The 21,820-nt window shown below is 59.4% G+C and carries 23 protein-coding genes; 8 read left to right on the top strand and 15 right to left on the bottom strand.

Annotation, left to right across the window (positions count from 1 at the left end; genetic code table 11):
* Positions 1–2 precede the first annotated feature (2 nt).
* The 4 genes from EOI86_RS16905 to EOI86_RS16890 form a co-directional block, all read right to left on the bottom strand.
* Positions 3–1,490 (bottom strand): 4-hydroxyphenylacetate 3-hydroxylase family protein, encoded by a 1,488-nt coding sequence (locus EOI86_RS16905; protein WP_127766319.1) that lies wholly within the window; start codon positions 1,488–1,490, stop codon positions 3–5.
* Positions 1,491–1,508: 18 nt separating this feature from the next.
* Positions 1,509–2,036, bottom strand: a complete 528-nt coding sequence (locus EOI86_RS16900) for a flavin reductase family protein (RefSeq protein WP_127766318.1) — start codon at positions 2,034–2,036, stop codon at positions 1,509–1,511.
* On the bottom strand, positions 2,036–2,581 hold the full coding sequence (locus EOI86_RS16895; RefSeq protein WP_127766317.1) for a MarR family winged helix-turn-helix transcriptional regulator: 546 nt from the start codon (positions 2,579–2,581) through the stop codon (positions 2,036–2,038). The genes EOI86_RS16900 and EOI86_RS16895 overlap by 1 nt, the downstream gene beginning before the upstream one ends.
* A 166-nt stretch (positions 2,582–2,747) precedes the next feature.
* The gene (locus tag EOI86_RS16890) at positions 2,748–2,939 is read right to left on the bottom strand and encodes a hypothetical protein (RefSeq protein ID WP_127766316.1); all 192 of its coding nucleotides are present in this window, start codon (positions 2,937–2,939) and stop codon (positions 2,748–2,750) included.
* A 101-nt stretch (positions 2,940–3,040) separates the two neighbouring features.
* Between EOI86_RS16890 and dusA the strand changes: the two genes are divergently transcribed.
* Positions 3,041–4,039 carry a tRNA dihydrouridine(20/20a) synthase DusA gene (gene dusA / locus EOI86_RS16885; RefSeq protein ID WP_127766315.1) on the top strand — a complete coding sequence of 333 codons (999 nt, stop codon included), beginning with the start codon at positions 3,041–3,043 and terminating at the stop codon, positions 4,037–4,039.
* Between the two features lie 58 nt (positions 4,040–4,097).
* Entirely contained in the window at positions 4,098–4,919 is an 822-nt protein-coding gene (locus EOI86_RS16880; protein WP_127766314.1) for a formate/nitrite transporter family protein, read from the top strand.
* An 8-nt stretch (positions 4,920–4,927) separates the two neighbouring features.
* On the opposite strand, the gene EOI86_RS16875 is transcribed toward EOI86_RS16880, so the two are convergent.
* Entirely contained in the window at positions 4,928–5,242 is a 315-nt protein-coding gene (locus tag EOI86_RS16875) for a hypothetical protein (protein WP_127766313.1), read from the bottom strand.
* A 135-nt stretch (positions 5,243–5,377) separates the two neighbouring features.
* On the opposite strand from EOI86_RS16875, the gene EOI86_RS16870 reads away from it, so the two are divergent.
* The 3 genes from EOI86_RS16870 (at position 5,378) to EOI86_RS16860 (ending at position 6,958) form a co-directional block, all read left to right on the top strand.
* Complete coding sequence (locus EOI86_RS16870) at positions 5,378–5,752, top strand: VOC family protein (RefSeq protein WP_127766312.1); 375 nt, start codon at positions 5,378–5,380, stop codon at positions 5,750–5,752.
* 3 nt (positions 5,753–5,755) lie between these two features.
* Positions 5,756–6,217: a YaiI/YqxD family protein gene (locus tag EOI86_RS16865; protein ID WP_127766311.1), complete on the top strand. Its 462-nt coding sequence runs from the start codon at positions 5,756–5,758 to the stop codon at positions 6,215–6,217.
* Positions 6,218–6,418: 201 nt separating this feature from the next.
* Positions 6,419–6,958 (top strand): hypothetical protein, encoded by a 540-nt coding sequence (locus EOI86_RS16860; protein ID WP_127766310.1) that lies wholly within the window; start codon positions 6,419–6,421, stop codon positions 6,956–6,958.
* A gap of 39 nt (positions 6,959–6,997) precedes the next feature.
* Here EOI86_RS16860 and EOI86_RS16855 read toward each other — a convergent pair whose 3' ends face one another.
* The 3 genes from EOI86_RS16855 to purD form a co-directional block, all read right to left on the bottom strand.
* Positions 6,998–8,341 carry a TldD/PmbA family protein gene (locus EOI86_RS16855; protein WP_127766309.1) on the bottom strand — a complete coding sequence of 448 codons (1,344 nt, stop codon included), beginning with the start codon at positions 8,339–8,341 and terminating at the stop codon, positions 6,998–7,000.
* A gap of 153 nt (positions 8,342–8,494) precedes the next feature.
* Positions 8,495–8,806, bottom strand: coding sequence for a hypothetical protein (locus EOI86_RS16850; protein WP_127766308.1), 312 nt, complete (start codon positions 8,804–8,806; stop codon positions 8,495–8,497).
* Positions 8,803–10,089 (bottom strand): phosphoribosylamine--glycine ligase, encoded by a 1,287-nt coding sequence (purD, locus tag EOI86_RS16845; RefSeq protein WP_127766307.1) that lies wholly within the window; start codon positions 10,087–10,089, stop codon positions 8,803–8,805. The genes EOI86_RS16850 and purD overlap by 4 nt, the downstream gene beginning before the upstream one ends.
* A 238-nt stretch (positions 10,090–10,327) precedes the next feature.
* On the opposite strand from purD, the gene xseA reads away from it, so the two are divergent.
* Entirely contained in the window at positions 10,328–11,884 is a 1,557-nt protein-coding gene (gene xseA, locus EOI86_RS16840; protein ID WP_127766306.1) for an exodeoxyribonuclease VII large subunit, read from the top strand.
* Positions 11,881–12,696 carry a M23 family metallopeptidase gene (locus EOI86_RS16835; protein ID WP_240035695.1) on the top strand — a complete coding sequence of 272 codons (816 nt, stop codon included), beginning with the start codon at positions 11,881–11,883 and terminating at the stop codon, positions 12,694–12,696. The genes xseA and EOI86_RS16835 overlap by 4 nt, the downstream gene beginning before the upstream one ends.
* A 23-nt stretch (positions 12,697–12,719) precedes the next feature.
* Here EOI86_RS16835 and EOI86_RS16830 read toward each other — a convergent pair whose 3' ends face one another.
* From EOI86_RS16830 to EOI86_RS16800, 7 genes are all read right to left on the bottom strand, one after another.
* Positions 12,720–13,625 (bottom strand): lysophospholipid acyltransferase family protein, encoded by a 906-nt coding sequence (locus tag EOI86_RS16830; RefSeq protein ID WP_127766305.1) that lies wholly within the window; start codon positions 13,623–13,625, stop codon positions 12,720–12,722.
* On the bottom strand, positions 13,618–14,598 hold the full coding sequence (gene lpxK / locus EOI86_RS16825) for a tetraacyldisaccharide 4'-kinase (RefSeq protein ID WP_161973871.1): 981 nt from the start codon (positions 14,596–14,598) through the stop codon (positions 13,618–13,620). The genes EOI86_RS16830 and lpxK overlap by 8 nt, the downstream gene beginning before the upstream one ends.
* A complete protein-coding gene (locus tag EOI86_RS16820) occupies positions 14,595–15,875 on the bottom strand; it encodes a 3-deoxy-D-manno-octulosonic acid transferase (RefSeq protein ID WP_127766303.1) in 1,281 nt (426 codons plus the stop codon). The genes lpxK and EOI86_RS16820 overlap by 4 nt, the downstream gene beginning before the upstream one ends.
* A complete protein-coding gene (locus EOI86_RS16815) occupies positions 15,872–16,606 on the bottom strand; it encodes a lysophospholipid acyltransferase family protein (protein WP_127766302.1) in 735 nt (244 codons plus the stop codon). Before EOI86_RS16815 ends, EOI86_RS16820 begins: the two co-directional genes overlap by 4 nt.
* Before the next feature lie 12 nt (positions 16,607–16,618).
* On the bottom strand, positions 16,619–18,412 hold the full coding sequence (locus EOI86_RS16810; protein WP_240035694.1) for an ABC transporter ATP-binding protein: 1,794 nt from the start codon (positions 18,410–18,412) through the stop codon (positions 16,619–16,621).
* A 142-nt stretch (positions 18,413–18,554) separates the two neighbouring features.
* Complete coding sequence (locus EOI86_RS16805; protein WP_127766301.1) at positions 18,555–19,610, bottom strand: glycosyltransferase family 4 protein; 1,056 nt, start codon at positions 19,608–19,610, stop codon at positions 18,555–18,557.
* A 112-nt stretch (positions 19,611–19,722) separates the two neighbouring features.
* Positions 19,723–20,592 carry a UDP-2,3-diacylglucosamine diphosphatase gene (locus EOI86_RS16800; RefSeq protein ID WP_127766300.1) on the bottom strand — a complete coding sequence of 290 codons (870 nt, stop codon included), beginning with the start codon at positions 20,590–20,592 and terminating at the stop codon, positions 19,723–19,725.
* Between the two features lie 176 nt (positions 20,593–20,768).
* Here EOI86_RS16800 and EOI86_RS16795 point away from each other — a divergent pair, with 176 nt between their 5' ends.
* Complete coding sequence (locus EOI86_RS16795) at positions 20,769–21,713, top strand: diacylglycerol/lipid kinase family protein (RefSeq protein WP_127766299.1); 945 nt, start codon at positions 20,769–20,771, stop codon at positions 21,711–21,713.
* The last annotated feature ends 107 nt before the right edge of the window (positions 21,714–21,820 follow it).

Below are 21,820 nucleotides of genomic sequence, written 5' to 3'. Positions count from 1 at the left end.
TATTACTCCGCAGCGGTTTTGAAATTGGTCATTTCGTTTTCAAGTGAGTAGCTATCAAGCATCTGATCGACAAGGTGCGTGCAGCGATCCCAGTCGAAAGTGCGGAAACTATGCCCTTTCGTCACGAAATTTGCGCCAGCATAGAACATCTCATACTGCGTGTGCCGCGACGCGAATTCCGAACCGACAGCATCCCAAGCGAGCTTGAAGAATTTCACGCGACCTTCCGACGAGGTCGTTGGCGATTGCTGGGTCTTGCCGATCAAATCGCGAAGTTCTGGATTGCCAAAATCCGCAACCGAGGAGGGCAGCATGATAAGGCCGCCGCCGGCAAGTTCGCGCAGCATGGTGATAACCTGCGGATAAAGCTGCTGGGTAAGCACTTGTGCAGCGTAAAGAGTATGCGCGTCAGGGATGAAATATTCGCCCTTCATCCCACCCTTGACTTCCATGGCGTGAACCAAACTGTCGACCAGTGCCGATTGTGCGGCCAGGGTGCCGAGCATTTCCTTGACCTGAGGAAAGCCGACAACGCCATTGGTCTCGGCAGTTACTTTGGCGATACCAAGCAGGAACCGCATCTTCACCATCAACCGAATTTGGGCCTGATAGTTCTGATAGACATGGGCCGGGGTGGCATGGAACTGACGCATGCACATGGCGGTGTCCTGATTGATGAACACCCGGTCCCACGGCACTTTCACATCGTCGAAATAGAGAACCGAATCGTTCTCGTCATAGCGGCTGCCGAGTGGGTTGTCGTAGACGGTTGGCGAACTCTCCTCATAGGACTTGCGCGACAGGATCTTGAGGCCGTTGGCGTTCATCGGAATGACGAAGGAGATTGCATAAGGCTCTTCACCGGGGCGCAACGGCTGGATGCACGTGACGAACACCTCATTGGCCATGATGCCGCCGGTTGCCAGCATTTTGGCGCCACGAATGGTGAGGCCCTCAGCATCCTGATCGACAACCCCCGCGGTCAGATGCGGATCGGATTGCTCGTTGGCGGCCTTGGACCTGTCGGCCTGAGGGTTGATGATCACATAGGTGAGATAGAGTTCATTGTCCCGGGCGTAGTGATAATAGTCGGCAAGTGCTTTGGCACGGGTCGGGTCATGCTCCTCAAAGACATTGAGGCCCATATACATCCCGGCAATGCAGGAGGCGACATGATCCGGTGCGCGCCCCAGGAAACCGCCATGGATCTCGGTCCAGGCCTCCAATGCCTTACGGCGTTCAACAAGGTCCTCATAGGAGTGCGGCAACTGCCAGATGCGGTTGGCGCGTTCGCCGGGTTTATCTGGGGTTTCGAAGGTCATCATCTCAAGATTGGCGGGCGAAGCTTGAAAATCATAGAGCTTCCCGACCGAGGCGACAGTCCGGCGATAGGCCTCGTGTGTTGTGACGTCTTTGACGACTTCGCCATTGATGTAGACTTGCCGATTGTCCTTAAGGGACTGAATGTGTTCCGATCCGGTCTTGATCACGAGGAGTTCCTCCAGTTGTCAGTAATGAATGTCGAGAGGCCACAGGGGGGCGGCTGTCTCGGTTGATTTGAGGGTGACGTAGCGGCCCTGCGAGAAGACCAGTGGCGTCCGATCGCTCTCGGAGCGGAAGCGCTTCACCTCCGCGACGAACAGCAAATGGTCGCCGCCGTCATGAATTGCGTGCGGCGCGCATTCGAAGGCGGCGGCCACACCGGGGAAAACTGGTGCATCAGCGAGACCGCGTTCGAATCTGACGCCCTGCCATTTTTCTCCGAGCGATTTGGCAAATCGGTTCGAAAGGTCGCGCTGCTTCTCGCTCAAGACGTTGACCGCATAGCCTTGTGCCTTCTCCCAAAGGGGAAGGCTCTTGGCCCGGCGATCGATGCTAAACAGCACCAACGGCGGATCGAGGGATAGAGTATTGAACGAGGAAATAGTCATTCCGATCTGCTCGCCTTCAACAGCTGCGGTGACGATGCAAACCCCGGTTGGGAATTGACCCAAGGCGTTTCGCAATTCTCGTGGGTTCAAGGCCGTGACATCCATTAACGACCCTCCCGGTCAGCCTCGATCAGATAGTCGGACAGCAGCGACGCCTTCTCTGATGAGTGGCGCAAGTCACGCGCCAATCGCCGGAACGTCAGATAGTTTTCAGAATTAACGGGTTCGAACAGGAGATCATTGATCTCCTGCTGCACCGGCGCGAGTTGGCTCAACAGTTCGACACCTTTGTCGGCAATCGTCAGATCGACGCGGCGCTGATCATCCGGGTTTGATCGCTTCCCCACCAACCCGAGCTTTACCAGCTTGGTGGTCTCGTTTGTGACGAAAGACGGTGAGAAGGCGAGGTGCTCGGCAATCGCCTTGACCCCCACACCGGTGCGTCCCTGGAGCTGCCGAATTGTGATCAGGATTGTGTACTGCACGCCGGACAAACCTACAAAGGCGCCGAAGCGCGAACGGATCTGCTCCAACCGGGCAGCAAAAGCCAAGAGGTCGTGAACCATCGCTCGAAATGCGTCGTCCTTCCCCTCGACCAGCAGGTCGTCACGGCTAACGGTCAGACCGGTCTTCAATTCAAACTCGTCCATTCAGACCTCCCTTTATATTCGTTATTTAATTAAGTTACGAAGGTATTTGTCAAGTCATTTGAGAATCAAATCCTCGGCGCGATGGCTTCCGCACGATGCAGGGCACAGGCGTTGTCTTCGTCATGCACCCCTCTCCACGAGAAGCTCCAGTGCCCGATAGCGCCGATCACCGGCCGGGATTTCGCTGCATTTTTACGGTGGGTTCCGCATTTTCGGCACACGCGAACGCCTGGGCCAGATGACCGACGGTCCGTTTCAGGGCCAATGGCGCGATGTCGAGATGCTTGAACGCCGACGCAGTCGGGTCGGCACGACGCAAGGCCAACACAATACGGACCAGATCTAAAGACCAGGCCATCGGGCTCGAATAGCCCTGCTGTTTACTTGTGCCGGACCGCCATCCTATAACCCGGTCAACGAAGATACAGTTGTACGAGGTTATCTGGATTGCGCCCTCTTATGCCATCGAACAGGCTTTCCGTCGCGCCGATGATGGATTGGACAGACCGGCATTGCCGGGTGTTCCACCGTTTGGCGACGCGTAATGCCCTGCTCTATACAGAGATGGTAACGACGGGCGCTGTACTGCATGGCGACCGAGACCGGTTGCTGGGATACGACGCGTCGGAGCACCCCGTCGCCTGCCAGTTGGGCGGGTCGGACCCCAAGGACCTCGCCGCCTCCGCAAAGATCGTCGCTGAATACGGTTATGACGAAGTGAACCTGAATGTCGGCTGCCCGTCGGACCGGGTTCAGTCCGGCCGGTTTGGGGCCTGTCTGATGGCGGAGCCGGACCTTGTCGCCGATTGCATCGCGGCGATGCAGGATGCGGTCGATATCCCCGTGACGGTAAAATCGCGGATCGGCATAGACGATGCAGATTCCTACGAAGGGCTTGTGGCCTTCGTCGATCGGGTGGCGCGGACCGGCTGCCGGTATTTTACCGTCCATGCCCGCAAGGCGATCCTTAGCGGCTTGAGCCCGAAGGAGAACCGGGAAATTCCGCCGCTGAAGTACGACTATGTCTATCGCTTGAAGCGGGATTTCCCCGAATTCGAGATCGTCTTGAACGGCGGCGTACAGTCGCTTGAGGAGGCACAGGAACACTTGGCCCATGTGGATGGTGTGATGATCGGGCGCGCCGCCTACAACACTCCAGCTGTCCTGTTGGGTACCGACCGGCTGATTTTCGGTGACGTCCGGCCGGACGGCGACTTGACCCGGCACGATCTTGTCCGCGCCTTTCTGCCCTATATCGACGGGCAAGTCAGGAACGGAACGCAACTGAACCGCATGACACGGCATATCCTGGGTATCTTCAACGGGCTTCCCGGCGCGCGGGCCTGGCGGCGGTATCTGAGCGAGAACGCCTATACATCGGAAGCCGGGCCGGAAGTTGTGGAAACAGCGTTGAAACTGGTTCCGGAAATCGACGACGCCATGGCGGAGACGGGGTGACCGCTCAATTCCTGAACACCCCTGGTTTTCTACGACCGCTTTAGGGGGGCTTTTAGTGATGGCTGGCGATCAGAACACCAATTTCCATTTCGATTCCTATGCACCGAAGGAAATAGCTGCGCGTGTTGAAACGGTCGGGGTCGCCAAGGCGACCATGCCGCTTCACGTCCTGTTCACCCTTGCCATCCTTGCCGGCGCATTCATCGCCTTCGGCGCGATGTACTATACCGTCGTGATCACAGGCTCGACCCTCGGCCTAGGGCCGACGAAGATGCTGGGATCCCTCGCCTTCTCCCTCGGCCTGGTGCTGGTCATCGTCGGCGGTGCGGAACTCTTCACCGGCAATATGCTGATCGTCATGGCCTGGGCCGACGGCAAGGTTTCCTTGACCGCCCTTTTGCGGAACTGGGGTGTCGTCTTCCTTGGCAATCTAGTCGGCGCGATGCTGACGGCCGGTGCCGTGCACATGGCCGGTAGCCTGGAAATGGGGGACGGGGCGGTCGCGGAAACCGCCCGGCGCATCGCCGACGGCAAAGTCGCGCTTTCCTGGGCCGAATCCTTCACCCGGGGCGTGCTGTGCAATGCATTGGTTTGCCTGGCCGTCTGGCTATGTTTCGCCGCCCATACCGTGACCGGCAAGATCGCCGCGATCCTGCTGCCGGTCAGCGCCTTTGTCGCAATGGGGTTCGAACACAGCGTCGCCAATATGTACCTGATCCCCGTCGGGATGCTGCAGGCGGGACCGATCGACGGCGCCGCCTTCCTCAACAACCTGATCCCGGTGACCCTAGGAAACATCGTCGGCGGCGGCGCCTTTGTGGCGCTGTCCTATTATGTTTGCTACATCGCGCCGGCCCGGAAGGCGAACCCAAAGAACTGATTAGGCCATCAGGGTAGGACCGAGCCCGCATCCACCATCGCATCGAAAACAACCCCGGCGACGGCCGAGGGCAGGTGCTGGCCGATTTCAATCGCCTCCCGACCCGCTTCAACCATCTGCTTGGACGGCGCGCGGGGGACGATTGCATAGCCCGACCGGTTCAAGGCGCGCACGACTTCTTCTGCCTGCCGATTGTAGTTTTCATTGAAGAATGTCCAATCAACGGACTGGATTGCCTTGGCGATGACATCGTTCACCGCTTCGTCCATCTGGCCTTGGGTCAGGTCCGGCGCCTGTTCCGTCATATCCCGCCGTTGCGCCATCTTTTCTTCCCTTTTCGATCCCGACACTTGCAAAAGCACCGCCCGCTGGGATACCGCCTTGGTATTCCGACGATCGGCATGGGTATTGTAGATGCTTCGCGCCGTTCGCCAAAACATCGCAATCACGGGCCGTGCATGTTCGACGAGCAAATCACCTTCCTCTATGTCGCCGATATGGATCGCGCCGCTGCTTTCTATGGCGAAGTTCTGAAACTGCCCCTGGTTTTGGTGCAGCCGGCCGGCTGCCGCATCTATCGGACCGGCCCCGGCGCCTTCATCGGCCTTTGCGCCGCACGTGAAGACAAGGGACCGGGCGGCGACGGTGTCGTCCTGTGCTTGGTGACACAGGATGTCGACAACCGGTTTGAGCAGCTATCGAAGGCCGGCGTGGATTGTGACGGTCCACCGCGCCTGAACCCGAATTATGGAATCTACCATTTCTATTTCCGCGATCCGGACGGGTACCTGCTGGAGATCCAGCGTTTCGAGAAACAGAACTGGGCGGGCTAGCGCATGGTTGAAATCTATATCGACGCGGATGCCTGCCCGGTTAAGGAAGAAACCGAGCGTGTCGCGGGACGCCACGGACTGAAGACCATCATGGTCAGCGATGGCGGCGTTCGGCCGCGCCCCAATCCGCTGGTTGAGATTGTCGTGGTCTCGCAAGGGGCGGATGCCGCGGATGACTGGATCGCCGATCATATCGGCGCGGCGGATATCTGCATCACCAGCGATATTCCCCTTGCCGCGCGGTGCCTGGAGAAAGACGCTTTCGCGCTGAAACCCAATGGCGAAGCCTTCACGAAAGAAGGTATCGGCATGGCTCTGGCCACCCGCGAATTGATGCGGGACCTGCGGGAAGCGGGAACCGTCACCGGCGGACCGCGCCCTTTCGCAAAAAAAGACAGGTCCGCCTTCCTGAACAAATTGGAAACCACGATTCAGGCAGCCCTGCGGCAAAAGCCCGCTCCCTAGGGCTGAAAACCGCGAATCCAATTTTTGCCAGTCGAATCCCAGTCGAATCTCGGGCAATTCACCGCCAATTTCCGGTAATTTCCTGGAAATTTTACTGATATTGACTTTCTTGGCGCATTGCTGCGGACAACCAAAGGTCTATAAGAATAGGGGTGGTCAACGAAGCAAAGCTGCCAAACGCAAGAAGGCTTGGTCTCGACAATGGTAAAGCGGCTTAATTTTCAGCCTCTCAGTTCCTTCACCAAGGGACGCGCACTGGTTGACGATGCAATGAGCCGCCGTCCGCCAAGAACCATCGATCTTGACGAAGCCCTGGACGTCGCCGGCATGCGGGATCATCATCGCAAGCTGATGGAATCAGCCGTCGATGGGGTGATCGAATGGGACAGGTTCGACATCATCGATTTCGGGCCGATAATGCCCTCAATCGCGCTTTTGGACAGCGTAACCGATGAGGACGGCAATCAGGATTTTAAATACGGCTATGTCGGTGAATCGATCAACGAGATCGCTCAACGCCCGCTGCGTGGCCTAAAGCTCGGTGATGTCCTGGTCGGCGAGGCGAAAGAAAAAATCATTTCGGAATACGCTGCGGCTTTGAATGGCGGCCATCCGCGCGTGAGTGTCGGCCGCGTGACCATTTCCGATTTGGATTGGGTGCAATATATGCGGTTTCTCTATCCGGTCCGGCGGGATGGCGAGGTGAACCGCATCCTGCTGATCATGCTTTTTTCCCTTTAGACGATCCCTCAACCAACCTACCCGGCGCTGTCCCGGGGCCTACTGACCGGCAATCGTCATACCGTCGATCCGCACGGTCGGCGCATTCGTGGCATGCAGGAAGTCCAGGTCGTCGGCCACGGACATGTTCATGAACATGTCCTTCAGGTTGCCGGCGATGGTCATTTCATTGACCGGGAAGGCGATCTCACCGTTCTCAATCCAGAAACCCGACGCGCCGCGGCTGTAGTCGCCGGTCACCCCGTTGATCCCCATCCCCATCAAGCTGGTCACATAAAGACCCGACGCAATGTCGGACATCAGCTCTTTCGGGCTGACCGTGCCGGCTTCCAAATGGACATTGGTTGTCGATGGTGACGGCGGCGCGGATGTGCCGCGCGCGGCTCGCCCGGTCGATTGCAGATTCAACTGGCGCGCCGTGTGCAGGTCGAGGATCCAGGTCTGCAAAACACCATCCTTGACCAGCGCCATGGGCGCATTGGGCAGACCTTCCGCGTCGAAGGGTTTGGACGCAAGGCCACGCACCCGGTGCGGATCGTCCATGATGGTCAAGGCCGAGTTCATGACCTGCTGATCCATCTTGTCCTTCAAGAAGCTCGTCCCGCGCGCGATTGCCGCCCCGTTGATGGCGGATGTCAGGTGTCGAACCAGGCTTGGCGACATTCTGGGATCGAACACCACGGGCAGCGATTTCGTCGCCCCCTTGCGCGGGTTCAGCTTGGCAATCGCCCGCTCCCCCGCTGACCGGCCGATATCTTCCGGCGCGCGCAGGTCCGACCCATGCACCGTGCTGCTGTAGTCATAGTCGGTCTCCATGCCGGTGCCCTCGCCGGCCAGGACCGAGACGCCGATACCGTGGCGCGACCCTTTATACCCGCCGACGAACCCGTTGCTCGCAGCAAGGTAGATGTCCCACTGGCTCCATTCCGCGCTCGCGCCATCCGAATTTGACACACCTTCGACGGCCAAAGCAGCATCCTCGGCGGCCCGTGCCCGCTCGATCAAGTCTTCGGCACTCGGTTCCGACGGGTCGAAAAGGTCCAGGTTCAGATCCGTCCGGTCCGTCAGCTGGTCCTGGTCCGCGAGGCCGCAATAGGCGTCGTCGGGAACAGCCCGCGCCATGGCGATTGCGCGATCGACCAGCTCTTCCAGCGCATCCGGGGCCCAGTCGTTGGATGACACCACCGCCTGTTTCTTGCCGATGATCACCCGAAGCCCCAGGTCGTGGCTCTCGGAACGCTCCAGCGACTCCACCTTCCCCAAACGCTGCGAATGGGAAACGGACGTGCCGGCCGCGGCGACGGCATCGGCCTGGTCGGCGCCGGCCTTGGTGGCCTTGGCGATAAGATCGGAAAGTAGATTGCGGGGGTCGGCCAAACTCATGGACGCATATTCCTCCGGTGGCTGTGAATTGTCAGCGGTGTAACGCTGTGGATGATTTGCCTACAGATGACATAGGGGGAAACCGGCGACGGGAAAAGACTTGCCGCTGAATCCTTCAAAATAGAGGGCGGTTCACGGTACTGGGCGAAACCGCTAACGAAACAAATCGTTCAGGAACCCTGGCATCGGCACGCCCCTGGATTCCTCACCGACCCCCATGATGGCGATGAAGGTGATCGCGGCAATCCCAATGGCCGCCATCACGATTTGGATCCTGGTCCGACGCAGCATCGGGGTAAGGTCAGGCATGTCGTCTGGGTCCGGCTCTTTATCCCGGATAACCCGGCGCTCGAACTTTTCCTCCCGAAACCGCTTTCGATTGACGAATTTGAACAGGATCATCAGCCCCAACATGACGACGCCGATGATCCATAATGTGTCCGCGATTTGGGGATCTATGCTCATTCACGCTCCCGTTCCACCGCCCGCCAGCCGATATCCCGCCGGCAGAAGCCGTTCGGCCAGTCGATTCTGTCGACCACGCTATAGGCGCGCGTTCTGGCTTCCGAAACGGATTGCCCGCGCGCCGTGACGTTAAGGACACGCCCGCCAGTGGCCCGAAGCACGCCGTCATCGCCCTTGGCTGTACCCGCATGGAAGACCAGGACATCCTCGTCCCCCTCGGTCGCTTGCTCAACGCCTTTGATTACCGTGCCCTTCTCGTAGGAACCCGGATAACCTTGCGACGCCATCACGACCGAAACAGCTGCCTCGTCATACCAACGCAGATCGAACGCGGAGAGAACACCGTCCGCCGACGCAATCAAAGCCGGGGCCAGATCCGACATCAATCGCATCATCAGCACCTGACATTCAGGATCACCGAAGCGGACGTTGAATTCGATCAAACGCGGCCCGTCCTTCGTGATCATCAACCCCAGGAACAACACGCCCTTATAGGGCGCCCCTTCGGCCTCCATCGCCTTCATCGTCGGTTCCAGGATTTCCTTGAGGATGCGCTCCTCAATCTCCGGCGTGCAGACCGGAGCCGGCGAATAGGCGCCCATGCCACCTGTATTCGGACCTTCGTCACCGTCATAGGCGGCTTTGTGATCCTGCGCGGAGGCGAACGGCAGCACGGTCTTGCCGTCGCAGAGGGCAAAATAAGAAAGTTCTTCGCCTTCCATGAATTCCTCGATCACCAGTTCCTCACCGGCCGCTCCGAACTTGCCGCCCGTCATCGCGTCATCGATCGCTTGCAGCGCTTCTTCGACCGTCTGCGCGACCGTGACGCCCTTGCCGGCGGCTAGCCCGTCGGTCTTCACGACGATCGGCGCGCCCTGTTCCTGGACATAGGCGCGGGCTTCATCCCGATCTGTGAAACGGCGGTATTCCGCCGTCGGTATCCCGTAGCGGCGGCAGACATCCTTCATATATCCCTTCGACCCTTCCAAGCGGGCCGCGGCCGCGCTGGGACCGAAGGCTTTCACGCCGGCTTCCGACAATCGGTCGACAACACCCGCGACCAATGGGTCTTCCGGCCCCACCACCACGAAATCCACCGCCTCCTTGGCTACGAAGTCCAGGATGCCGTCGATATCCATGGCTTGGATCGGTACGCAGGTCGCGTCCTGTGCGATACCCGCATTGCCGGGCGCGCAGAACAGCGCGTCGCACAAGGGCGACGCCGCCAGTGTCCAGCACAGGGCATGTTCCCGTCCACCCGATCCGATAACCAAAATCCTCACGCGCCTACTCTCCTCTTTTCGGTGGCCTTCGGCATTCGCCTGCCGGGGCTGCGCACCATACCGAAACAGCCCCCTGCTAAGCCAGCCCCCTACTACACCACCGACCGACCGTATAGGGTAACGGTTGCAGGTCCATGACGCAGGGAAGGCCGTTCAATGCCGTACCGTCGCTTGGCATCCCCCCTGAATCCCAGGCACACTGATAACGGTGAAACAACGGGTGCAAAACGCCAATTCGATGAGCGACAACCAGTATAAATCCGCAGACCGGCAACGAGACAAAGGCCCCGGCGACAACACGCCGGAGTTCAGCGTTTCCGAAATATCCGGCGTTCTGAAACGGATGGTGGAACAGAACTTCTCCCATGTCCGGGTGCGCGGTGAGATTTCGGGCTTTAAACGGGCCGGATCCGGCCATCTTTACATGGCGCTGAAGGACGATCAGGCCGTTATCGACGGCGTCTGCTGGCGCGGCACCGCTCAGCGCTTGTCGGTTCAACCGGAAGACGGGTTGGAAGTTATCGTCACCGGCAAACTGACCACCTATCCCGGCCGCAGCAAATACCAGATCGTCATCGAGTCGATGGAACATGCGGGCGAAGGCGCGCTCCTGAAATTGCTCGAGGAACGAAAGAAGCGGCTGGAAGCGGAAGGGCTTTTCGACCCTTCCCGCAAAAAGCCGATTCCCTTCCTGCCGGATGTTATCGGCGTCGTCACCTCGCCCACCGGGGCGGTCATTCGCGATATATTGCACCGTCTGCGCGACCGGTTCCCCAGCCACGTCCTGCTGTGGCCCGTTCTGGTGCAGGGCGACGGTGCGGCGGCGCAGGTCGCCGCGGCCATTGACGGTTTCAACCGCATCCAACCCGGTGGCTCGGTCCCCCGGCCCGATCTGCTGATCGTCGCCCGGGGCGGCGGCAGTCTGGAAGACCTGTGGGCCTTCAACGAGGAGGTCGTCGCGCGGGCCACCGCGGCCAGTGAAATTCCGGTCATCTCCGCCGTCGGGCACGAGACGGATGTCACGCTGATCGATTTCGTTTCCGATCAGCGCGCGCCGACACCGACGGCCGCGGCGGAAATGGCGGTTCCGGTCCGGCGCGACTTGATCGCCAATTTGATGGATATCGAGCGTCGGAAGATCGGATCCTGGACCCGTTTCACCGACCGGGCAGCAATGCGGCTGGATGGCCTAGCGCGGGGGATCCCCGATCCCCGTTCCGTGTTGGATACCGCGACCCAGCGCTTGGACGATGCCGCCGAGCGGCAGTCCTACGCCATGCGAAGCCTGTTGCGGCATGAAGCGCAGGCACTGTCCGGGACAGCAGCGCGCCTGCGCAGCCCCAGGCAGGTCCTCGACGCACAGGGCGAGCGTCTGGTGCAATTGGCCGAGCGCCTTGGCGGCGCATCGACGCGGCGCGTCGCGACCGAACACGACCGGTTCGGACGGACAGAGTTCGGCACCAGGCTGGACAAGGCGATGGCACGCCGGGTTCGGGAAAACACCACGGCCCTGGACCAATTGGGACGCCGGTTGGAAAGCGTTTCCTATAAGAACATTTTGGAGCGCGGCTTCGCCGTGGTCCGGAATGCCGACGGCACGCCGATATCGAAAGGGGCCGGATTGGAATCGGGAACCGCAATTTCCATCGAATTCTCAGACAGCGGCGAAGATGCGCGTGTCCCGGCAGAAATCACGGAAGGCGTCAATGTTGGACGGAAACGCGTGACCGCGAAAGCGAAACCCGCAACCCGGAAACCAGAGCCGAAAGAACCAAAGCAAGGGACTTTATTGTGAAGCGCTACGCCATTCTGTTGACCCTGCTGCTGTTCACCGCGGCCAGCGCTGCGCGCGCCGGAAGCACCAGCTTGGACGGCGTATTCTCTCAAGGTGGGATGGTTATCGGCCATACCGAGCCGGGGGCGACCGTTCGTTTCGCGGACCGAACCCTTCGGGTTTCCGACGACGGTGTCTTCGTCTTCGGCTTCCACCGGGACGATCCGCCCAACATGTCCCTTGAGGTTGAGTATCCGGACAAGACGGCCGAGACGATTGCCCTCGAAATCGCGCAACGCCAATACGACATCCAACGCATCGACGGGTTGCCCCAGAAGAAGGTGAGTCCACCCGCCGAGGTCATCGAACGAATCCAGCGTGAAGCCGCTGCTGTCCGTAAGGCACGCGCCAGGGACACGGGAATCGAAGAGTTCGTAAACGGGTTTTTATGGCCGGTCGACGGTCCGATCTCGGGCGTCTATGGCAGCCAACGGGTCCTGAACGGCAAGCCCAGGCAGCCGCATTACGGCGTCGATGTCGCCGCGCCGACGGGAACGCCGGTCGCCGCCCCGGCCGCCGGCACCGTCTCCTTCGCCGAGCCGGACCTTTATTTTTCCGGTGGAACGTTGATGATCGACCACGGCCACGGCCTCGCCTCCGCCTTTCTGCATATGCAAAGCGTAGAGGTTAAGGTTGGCGAACGAGTGGAGCGCGGCCAGCGGATCGGTACGGTCGGGGCAACCGGCCGGGCGACCGGCGCGCATTTGGACTGGCGCGTCAATTGGTTCGAAAAACGCTTGGACCCGCAGCTTCTGACGATCATCAAACAATAGACGACGTTGCAAGCCGGGTCGGCTCAGTCAGGCCAACGACGGTGAACCCAGAACCATTGTTCCGGCCTCTCCCTGATCCAACCCTCTATCATGGCATTGATCCGCGTCAGCAAGATGCGGACATCTTCCTTGCGGTTTCCCGTTTCCGGAAACTCCATAGGCGGATAAATCGTCAGCCTGAACCGCACGTTCGGCAGCCGTTCAATCCGAACTGGGATCAGCGGGCAGTTAAAGCGCAAGGCCAATTCCGCAGGCGCGGAGGGCGTCATGGCGTCACGACCGAAAAACGGAATCGGAAGTCCCTCGTTCAGTTTCTGATCGACGAGCAGACCAAGGGGGTGTCCCTCCTTCAAGGCGGCGATGATCCGTCGGGCATTCGCACGGCCTTTGGGTATCATCTCGCGGGAGAAGCGACCGCGTATTTTCCGGAACAGAAAATCGACAATCGGTATCGACGCGGTTCTATACACGTTGACCATCGGGGCGCCGCGTTGCGCGGGCACCAGACTGCCGATTTCCCAATTCCCCATATGCGCCGATACGGCGATGAACGGCCCGCCATCGGCGATCACCTTGTTCATGATCTCTTCGCCGACGATTTCAACGCGGGAATTGGGTCCCTTTGTGGGGATAAGATCCACCTGCCCCCATTCACCTGCACCACGGCCCAAATTTTCCCAAACGGCGCTCACCGTTCGATCAAGTTCCTCTTGGGTCATGTTCGGATAGCAACGCTTAAGATTCCGTCGCGCCACTTTGTCGGCACGCAACCGGGGACCGACAAAACTAAAGATCCATGCCCCCAACGCAGATGCCCAGTTAATCGGCATATAACGGCATATCAGGAACAAAAGGCCGATGAAGAGCCCCTGCACCGGATATAAAAAGACACGTCGCGTCAATCGCTGGGCTGCCCCACGTTCAGCCATGGTTCAGCACCTGCGCAATCAACCGTTTTGGTAAATCCAGGTTCTCGAAATCCACGTCAACTTCCAAAACGGCAACCTCTCGTGCTGCTTCCGCAGGCAGCCTCACATAATCTTTGGCGGTCGTGACAAGCGTCGCTTCCAGAGACCGTGCTTCCGAAATCAGACGCTCCAAATCCCCGCGCGCGTACATGAAATGGTCTGGAAACGAGTGTTCCGCAAGGACAATGACGCCAAGGGAACGCAATGTGCTGAAGAATTTCTGCGGCAATCCGATACCGGCAAAAGCTACGCATTTCATGCCGGGCGCCAGGGATTCCGGGGCTTTCGGTCGCAACGCCGCGCGTTCCACGGGAATATCTTTCCCGATACTATCGGTCAGACCTGCGTCGTCACGTCCCATCAATAGAATGAGATCCGCCCGGCGGATCGCAGCGGGAAGCGCCTCCCGCAACGGACCGGCAGGAAATCTTCGCCCGTTTCCGAACCCAAACATCCCGTCCACGACGATGATGGAGAAATCCTTATGCAAGGTCGGATTCTGAAACCCATCATCCAGGATGATGAAGTCAGCCCCGTCGGCAACGGCGGCCCTAGCGCCGGCGACCCGGTTTTTGGCGACCCAAGTTTCGCCATGGGCCGCAATCAGCAGCGGTTCGTCCCCGACATCTGATACCTGGTGGCGGGCAACATCTACCTTCACCGGCCCTTCCAAGCGACCGCCGTAGCCCCGACTGACGACCGCGACGCGGATACCCATGGACCGCGCGGCCCGGACCAGCGCGATCACAACCGGGGTCTTCCCAGTGCCCCCAGCTGTCACATTGCCGACGCACAGAACCGGAACACCGGCATGGATGGGTTTCGTCGACCAGGACCGCAGGCCGGCCCCTGCGGCATACAGCAGCGCGACAGGTGTCAGAAGGCAGGCCTTCCAACCGCCTTTGTCCTTCTGCCAGAAGTCGGGCGTTTTCATTTTCGGTCGCCGGCGGTTGAGGGAAGCAAGGGACGCAGACGTTCCATTACCACATCGACGATACCGCTGTTCTGTTTGGCAACAGTTGCGGCAACGTCGGACCTTCGTGTGCATTCGTCGTGGTTTGACAACAATGTCGATACCGCATCGGATAACGCCCGCGCGTCTGAAACGACTTGCGCCGCCCCAGCATCTTCCAGTTGCTTGGCGACCGTCGTGAAGTTTCCCCGGTCAGGACCATACAAGATCGCGGTATTCTGCTGCGCGGGTTCGATGGGATTGTGCCCGCCGAGCGTTCCCATGCCGCCGCCGATATAGGCCACCGGCGTCAAGGCGTAGAACAGACCGAGTTCCCCCAATGTGTCGGCGATGTAGAGTTCAACCTCATCGCCGATCAGCTTATCCACAGTGCGCCGCGCAACGGCCGGGATCCGGGCTTTCAAAATGGTTTCGATTTCAAGCGCGCGGCTTGGATGCCGCGGAACGATAATCGTCAGCAGCCCCGGGAACGAGGATCGCAACCGTGTGTGCGTTTCCAGGACCAATTCTTCTTCACCGGGATGCGTGCTTGCCGCAAGCCAAACCGGGCGTTTTCCGATACAACCGCGCAAGGCGGCCAATTCGTCCGCGTCCACAGGCAGTGCCGGTGCGGAAAATTTCAGGTTCCCTACAGATTCAGCCTGATGAATCCCGAACATACGGAATGATTCCGCGCCTTCTTCCGTCTGGCACAGCACAACGGAAAAAGCCGACACCAAAGAGCGGAATGTGTTGCGCGCCTTGGCCCAACGTTCTTTGGAACGCTGCGACAAGCGTGCATTGACTAGCGCCATGGGAATGCCGGCGCGTTTCGTCCGCTGCACCAGGGTCGGCCATATTTCAGATTCGATCCACAAGGCCGCGTCGGGCCGCCAATGGTCGAGAAACCGGCCAACCCAGCGTGGAACATCGACAGGACAATATTGGTGGATTGCCCGCGGCGGCAGGCGTTTGGCTGCCATATCCGCGGACGTGACCGTGCCGGTGGTCAAGAGGATCGACACGGCGGGGTTCTCTTCCAGAATCTTCTCGATCAGAACCAAAGACGACATGGTTTCGCCGACGCTGGCGGCATGCAGCCAAACGAGCGCACCTTCCGGGCGCGGCAGATCGGACCAGCCCATCCGCTCCCGCAAGCGCGCGGGGTCTTCCTTCCCCGCCCTCATCCTCGCCTGAAGAAAAAGGGGAAGAAAAGGCGTTGCGGCCACCGAAGCCCAATTGTAGAGCGTGGTGATCATTCTTTTTCACGGTTGCCGCGGCGATAGTCGTCCAGTGCCGCGGGTTCGATTGGCTCATGCCCCATTGCTCGGTCCGCCTTGGCCGTCACGTCGACCATGCGTTGCTCCAGCAACAGCCTCGCCTCCTCGACCTCGTCGGCTGACGCCCCCGGCGGCATCCGAACCGGTTCTCCCCAGATAAAAACGCCTTGGGTAAAAGGCAGGGGAAGGATCAAACGATCCCAAGTATCCAAGACCAAACGGCGCTTGCAGGAATAGGCAACCGGGATGATTGCGACCTCTGCCATTCTTGCCATCGCAACGACGCCCGACTTTACGCGCATACGCGGCCCCCGTGGCCCGTCCGGCGTCATCCCGAACAATTTACCTTCCCGCAACGATCGGACGATGGTTCGAATCGTCTTCATCTCTGTACGCTTCGTCGATCCGAAAACGGTATCGAAGCCGAACCAGCCCATTGAATAGGCGACCAGTTTTCCATCGCGGTGATCAGACGTGAAGATCGTGACATGCCGTGATTTTCGTCGCCAAGCATAAGGCATCATCACGACTCGGTTGTGCCACAGCGCGATAACGAATGCCTCATCCGTCTTGATCAGAGGTTCCAGGAACTCCGCTTCTTGATGGTCCCATTTGGACGAATGATAGACTAGGCGAAGATAAACCGAGATCAGCCAACATAAAAACCGGCGCACGCCATCCGACTTGAGGATTTTTTTCCCGATCAACATGGCCGAACGACCCTAAACCGCCTGTTCCGCACCGGTGTCGGCACCGGCGGGTGTTTCGACCGCGGCGATGTCCACCGTTTCACCGTCCGGTTGATCGAATTGGATCTTGCTGAGCTGCGCGTAGAGCCCGCCCTTAGCAACAAGCTCCGAATGGGTACCGACTTCCTCGATACACCCTTTATCCAAAACGTAGATCCGGTTCGCATGCATCACGGTCGACAGCCGATGGGCGATGACGATCGTCGTCCGCCCCTGCATCAGCCGGCTCAACGCTTCCTGAACGATCCTTTCGGATTCCGTATCAAGCGCCGAGGTCGCCTCGTCCAGCAACAAAATCGGCGCGTTCTTCAACATGGCCCGCGCAATAGCGACGCGCTGCCGTTGGCCGCCTGAAAGGCGCAAGCCGTGTTCCCCGACCAACGTGTTGTATCCATCGGGCAGTTCGACAATGAAATCGTGGGCGGCTGCGTTCCGAGCGGCCTGTTCGATTTCTTCCTGCGTCGCATCCAATCGTCCATAGGCGATGTTCGCGCGGATCGTGTCGTTGAACAACAGCGTCTCCTGCGTCACCAAACCGATATTGGCGCGCAGGGATTCCAAGGTGACGTCACGTGCCGGCGCGCCATCGATGAATATTTCCCCGGCCGAGATATCGTAGAACCGCGGCACGAGATTCAGGATAGTGGATTTGCCTCCACCGCTTCGCCCGACCAGCGCGACGGTCTCTCCCGCCTTCACGTCCAGATTGATGTCCTTCAACACCGGGGTCTCACCGTCATAGGTGAAATCCACATTCCGGAATGCAACCTCACCACTGACCGACGATAGCTCGGTGGCGCCGGGCCTGTTGACGATCGACGGCCGATAGTCGATGACGGAAAAACATCGCCGCGCTGCCGCCAAGCCTTCCTGCAGGGTCGCATTCATGCTGGCGAGACCGCGGGCAGGTTGATATGCGGCAAGTACGGCGGCGAAGAAGGACATGAAGGCCCCGACCGTCGTTTCTCCCGCCTTGATCTGAAATCCGCCCCAAACCAGAACCGCCGCCATACAAACACCCACCAGGGTATCCAGGATCGGGTAACTGAAGGCCCGGGTCCGCGCCGATTTGAAAGCCAGAAGGAAGACCGTTTCGAAGGCGTTGCCCGCGCGACCTTCTTCATAGGTGTACATGTTGTAGGCCTTGACCTGCCGCGCCCCTTTCAGCGCGTCGTCAATAACCGCCGTCATCTGTCCCTGCTCACCAAGGCTTTGGGTAGAAATTTTGCGCAGCAAGCGGCCGATACGGACGATGGGAAAGACGCAGAGAGGAAAGAAGACCAGGGCGGCCAGCGCCATTTGCCAGTTCTGGTAAATCATCAGTCCGGAAAGAACGACCACCTTCAAGACATCCCGACCGATGCCGGTCAGGGCTTTGATCACCACGTCACGGAGCATATACATATCCGTCGTGAACCGCGACAATTGGCGGCTGGTACCGGTTTCTTGCAGATAGGAGAGATCCGCCCGCAGGATCGTCGAGAACATCTGCTGCTGCATCGCCTGAACAACCCGCAGACCGATGCGCTGCATCAACAGGGATTGCGCCATGTTCGCCACGCCGGTGATCAGGCCCGCGGCGACGAACCCCACCGGGACGACCCAAACCCAAAACGTATCGCGGCTGTCGAGCAACTCATCGAAGGCCGGCTTGACCAGATAGACTTGGCCGGCGGTCGCCAAGGCAACCAAAACCATGAAGAACACGGCCAACGCCAACATCCCCAGATAGGAGCTGACATATTCACGCCAAATACGCCCCGTCAAAGAGCGCGTTGAGTCTTCGTAACCTGCTCGAGCGGAGTTCTGCGCCAAGAATTCGACCAAATCTGCTATTGATGCTGCCGGGGGGCCCCTATACCACGCACCCACCCGAGCGTCACGTCCGCAGGATCAACCGGATTCGGCTTTACGGCGACAGTTTTTCCATCGGTTCGAGGGGAAACTTCTCCACCGGATGAAACGGGAACAGGCCTTCCAAAAACTGCCCAACCGCGCGCTCCCAGGAAAACCCCAGCGCATAGTCCCGACAGGCCTCCCTGGATAGGGCCAGGGCGCTCTGCGCCGCACGGGTCAGGTCGGCATCCAGGTAGCCGACTCGGCCGTTCGCGACGACATCGATCGGGCCGGTCACCGGCAAAGCAGCAACCGGCACGCCGCAAGCCAACGCTTCGATCAGCACAAGACCGAACGTGTCCGTGCGGCTTGGAAAAACGAAAACATCCGAGGCCTGATAATGGCGAACCAGATCTTCACCTTCCTTTGAGCCTACGAAGACGACGTCCGGATGCTTGGCGCGCAAAGCCGACAACTGTGGGCCGTCCCCAACGACAAGCTTGGTTCCTTGCAGATCGAGGTCGAGGAACTGACCGATATTCTTTTCCACCGCCACGCGCCCGACATAGGTGTATATGGGGCGTGGAAGCCCCAGAAAATCGCGGTTTGTTTGATCTCCCTCCGGTTTGAAGATGTGCGTATCCACGCCCCGGCCCCAAATTCGGGTATTCGTGAAACCGTGATCGATCAACGCTTGGCGCATCGATTCCGTCGGCACCATCACGGCTTGCGACGGTGCGTGAAACCGGCGCATCCAGGCGTAGGTATACCGTGCGGGAAACCCGCAGCGCGCTTCGACATATTCCGGGAACCGGGTGTGGAAGGACGAGCTGAACGGTATGTCGTTCTTAAGGCAGAACCGCCGGGCGGCCGACCCCAAGGGACCTTCCGTGGCGATGTGGATGGCGTCCGGATCGAAATCGCGGATCATCCCGCCCAACCGATACCAGGCATCGATCGCCAGCTTGATTTCCGGATAGGTGGGACATGGGATCGTGTTGAATCGATCCGGGCCGATGACTTCCGCCACATGCCCCAATTCGGTGAGTTCGCGCGTGGTGCGCTGATAGGTGCGGACAACCCCGTTTATTTGCGGAGTCCACGCGTCGGAAACGATGAGTATTCGCATGGGTCTGTCGAACCAACTTTGTATTGTGAGTGAATGCGGGAAAATGCTGCGGGCGACCGTCGCGTTGCTTTCTACGCCCTGAAGATTGATCAACCGCGGGCCCTGCCGGTCATCACGATGCCCGCGCCGTTGCGGGACTGGTGGACTTTCCGGACGGCACACGGCCACCTTCCCTAGGGTCATGGGACCGTTGATCATGAGCGATCTGGTGGCGAGATGTGACGACGGCGGCGGTATCCGCCCAATGGATGATTTCCATCTTGCCGTCGGCCTCTTCGATCAGCGCCGTGCAGCTTTCGACCCAATCCCCGTCATTGCAGTACAGAATGCCGTCGATCTGCCGGATTTCCGGATGGTGGATATGGCCGCAGATGACGCCGTCGGCCTTCCGCTTCTTGGCTTCGTGGGCGACCGCCTCTTCGAAGCAACTGATGAACTCGACCGCGTTCTTCACCTTGTGTTTCAGATAGGCAGACAGTGACCAATACGGCAGGCCGAGCAGTTTGCGGGTCTTGTTGAAATGATCGTTCATCCAAAGCAGCAGGTTGTAGGCCCAGTCGCCCAACAGGGCGAGCCACTTGGCGTAGCGGACGACGCCGTCGAACTGATCGCCGTGAATGACCAGGAAGCGCCGCCCATCGGCGGTTTCGTGTTCGACTAGATCGCGCACCTTTACGCCGCCGACGATCAGGCCCAGATAGTCCCGCAGCACTTCATCGTGATTTCCGGGAACGTATATGACTTCCGTTCCGTTTCGTGTTTTCTTCAGAATTTCCTGGATCACCGCGGTTTGCGTGTCGTTCCAATACCAAGACCGCTTGAGGCGCCAACCGTCTATGATATCGCCGACTAGGTAGAGTTTTTCGGATTGCGTATGCTTCAGGAAATCGAGCAAATAGTCGGCTTTGCATCCGCGCGTGCCGAGGTGCGTGTCCGAAATCCAAATACTGCGATACTTGGAAATTCCACGAAGGCCATGCATCTTCCGCTGCCTTGATCTGTTGAATTTCAGGCAGTGAATACGGATAGATTGTTACGGGAATAAGTAATTCAGCGGTCGTAACGAAGCCTTATTGGAACCTTAACAATTACGTCATTGTATTAACATTACTGAAATCAAACGAAGAATAGTCCCCGGGATTTTCAAGAAAATGCATCATGGACGCTAGTTCCCTCCAAGCTGAGACCGAATCACGCCCTGCGGCAGAACCGCAACCCGGCGATTTGACTATCCTCGTCATACACAATCCGGTCGCTGGCTTCTGGCAAAGAAGCAAACTGCGTATTTACCTAAGGGCTTTGCGGAAGACGGGACGGCGCATCATCGTCCGAAAAACGGCGGGCCCGGGTGACGCCACCTTCATCGCCGCGGAAGTCGACCCCCGTCAGGTCGAAACCGTGGTCGCAGCCGGCGGAGACGGCACCATCAGAGAGGTGGCCGACGGCTTGGCCGGCAGCGGCGTCCGCCTGGCGGTCCTGCCGCTTGGCACCGCCAATGTGCTGGCCCTGGAATTGGGTCTGGGCTTCAGTCCCCATGCCGCCGCCCGCGCCACGGTAAACGCCCGCGAAAAAATCGGCTATGCCGGGCTGGTCGACAACCGCCGCTTTCTACTGATGGTAAGCGCCGGGGTCGACGCCCGCGTGGTCGCGCGCACCTCCTCCACCGTGAAACGCTATATCGGCAAGGCGGCCTATGCGGTCGCCGCGGTTCAGGAACTGTTGCGACCCAGATGGGGCGGACCGATCACCGCGCTTGTCGACGGCGCGGAGATTTCCGGGGATTTGATCATCGTGACCAGGGCGCAGCGCTATGCCGGTCCGTTCATCATCGCACCGGAAGCGGATATCCGCAGCCGACGGCTCTACGTCATCGCGCCGCAGGGACGCGGGTTCTGGTCCATGATCCGTTACGCCGCGGCGCTTTTCACCAACCGACTGTCGACTCTGCCCGATGTCATTGTCCGAGAGGCAAAGGAAGTCGTCCTGACCGGCCCGGAAGGGCATCCGGTGCAGGTCGACGGCGACCCCATGGGCACTCTGCCCGTCACCATTCGCTGCGACGAGACGCCGATCACCATACTTTGGCCCCAAGACCATCGATAGGATCACCGGTAAGATCATAAGGGCCCTAAATAGCGCGGGAATACACCGGCAAAGGGATAGAAGCGCGCATACTTGGCTTTACCAGGCCCAATTGGCCGGCATTTTGC

The organism is Hwanghaeella grinnelliae (assembly GCF_004005845.1).
Lineage (GTDB): Bacteria > Pseudomonadota > Alphaproteobacteria > UBA8366 > Aestuariispiraceae > Hwanghaeella > Hwanghaeella grinnelliae.
The sequence above is the reverse complement of the archived record's forward strand: the minus strand, read 5'-3'. Positions and strand labels throughout refer to the sequence as shown.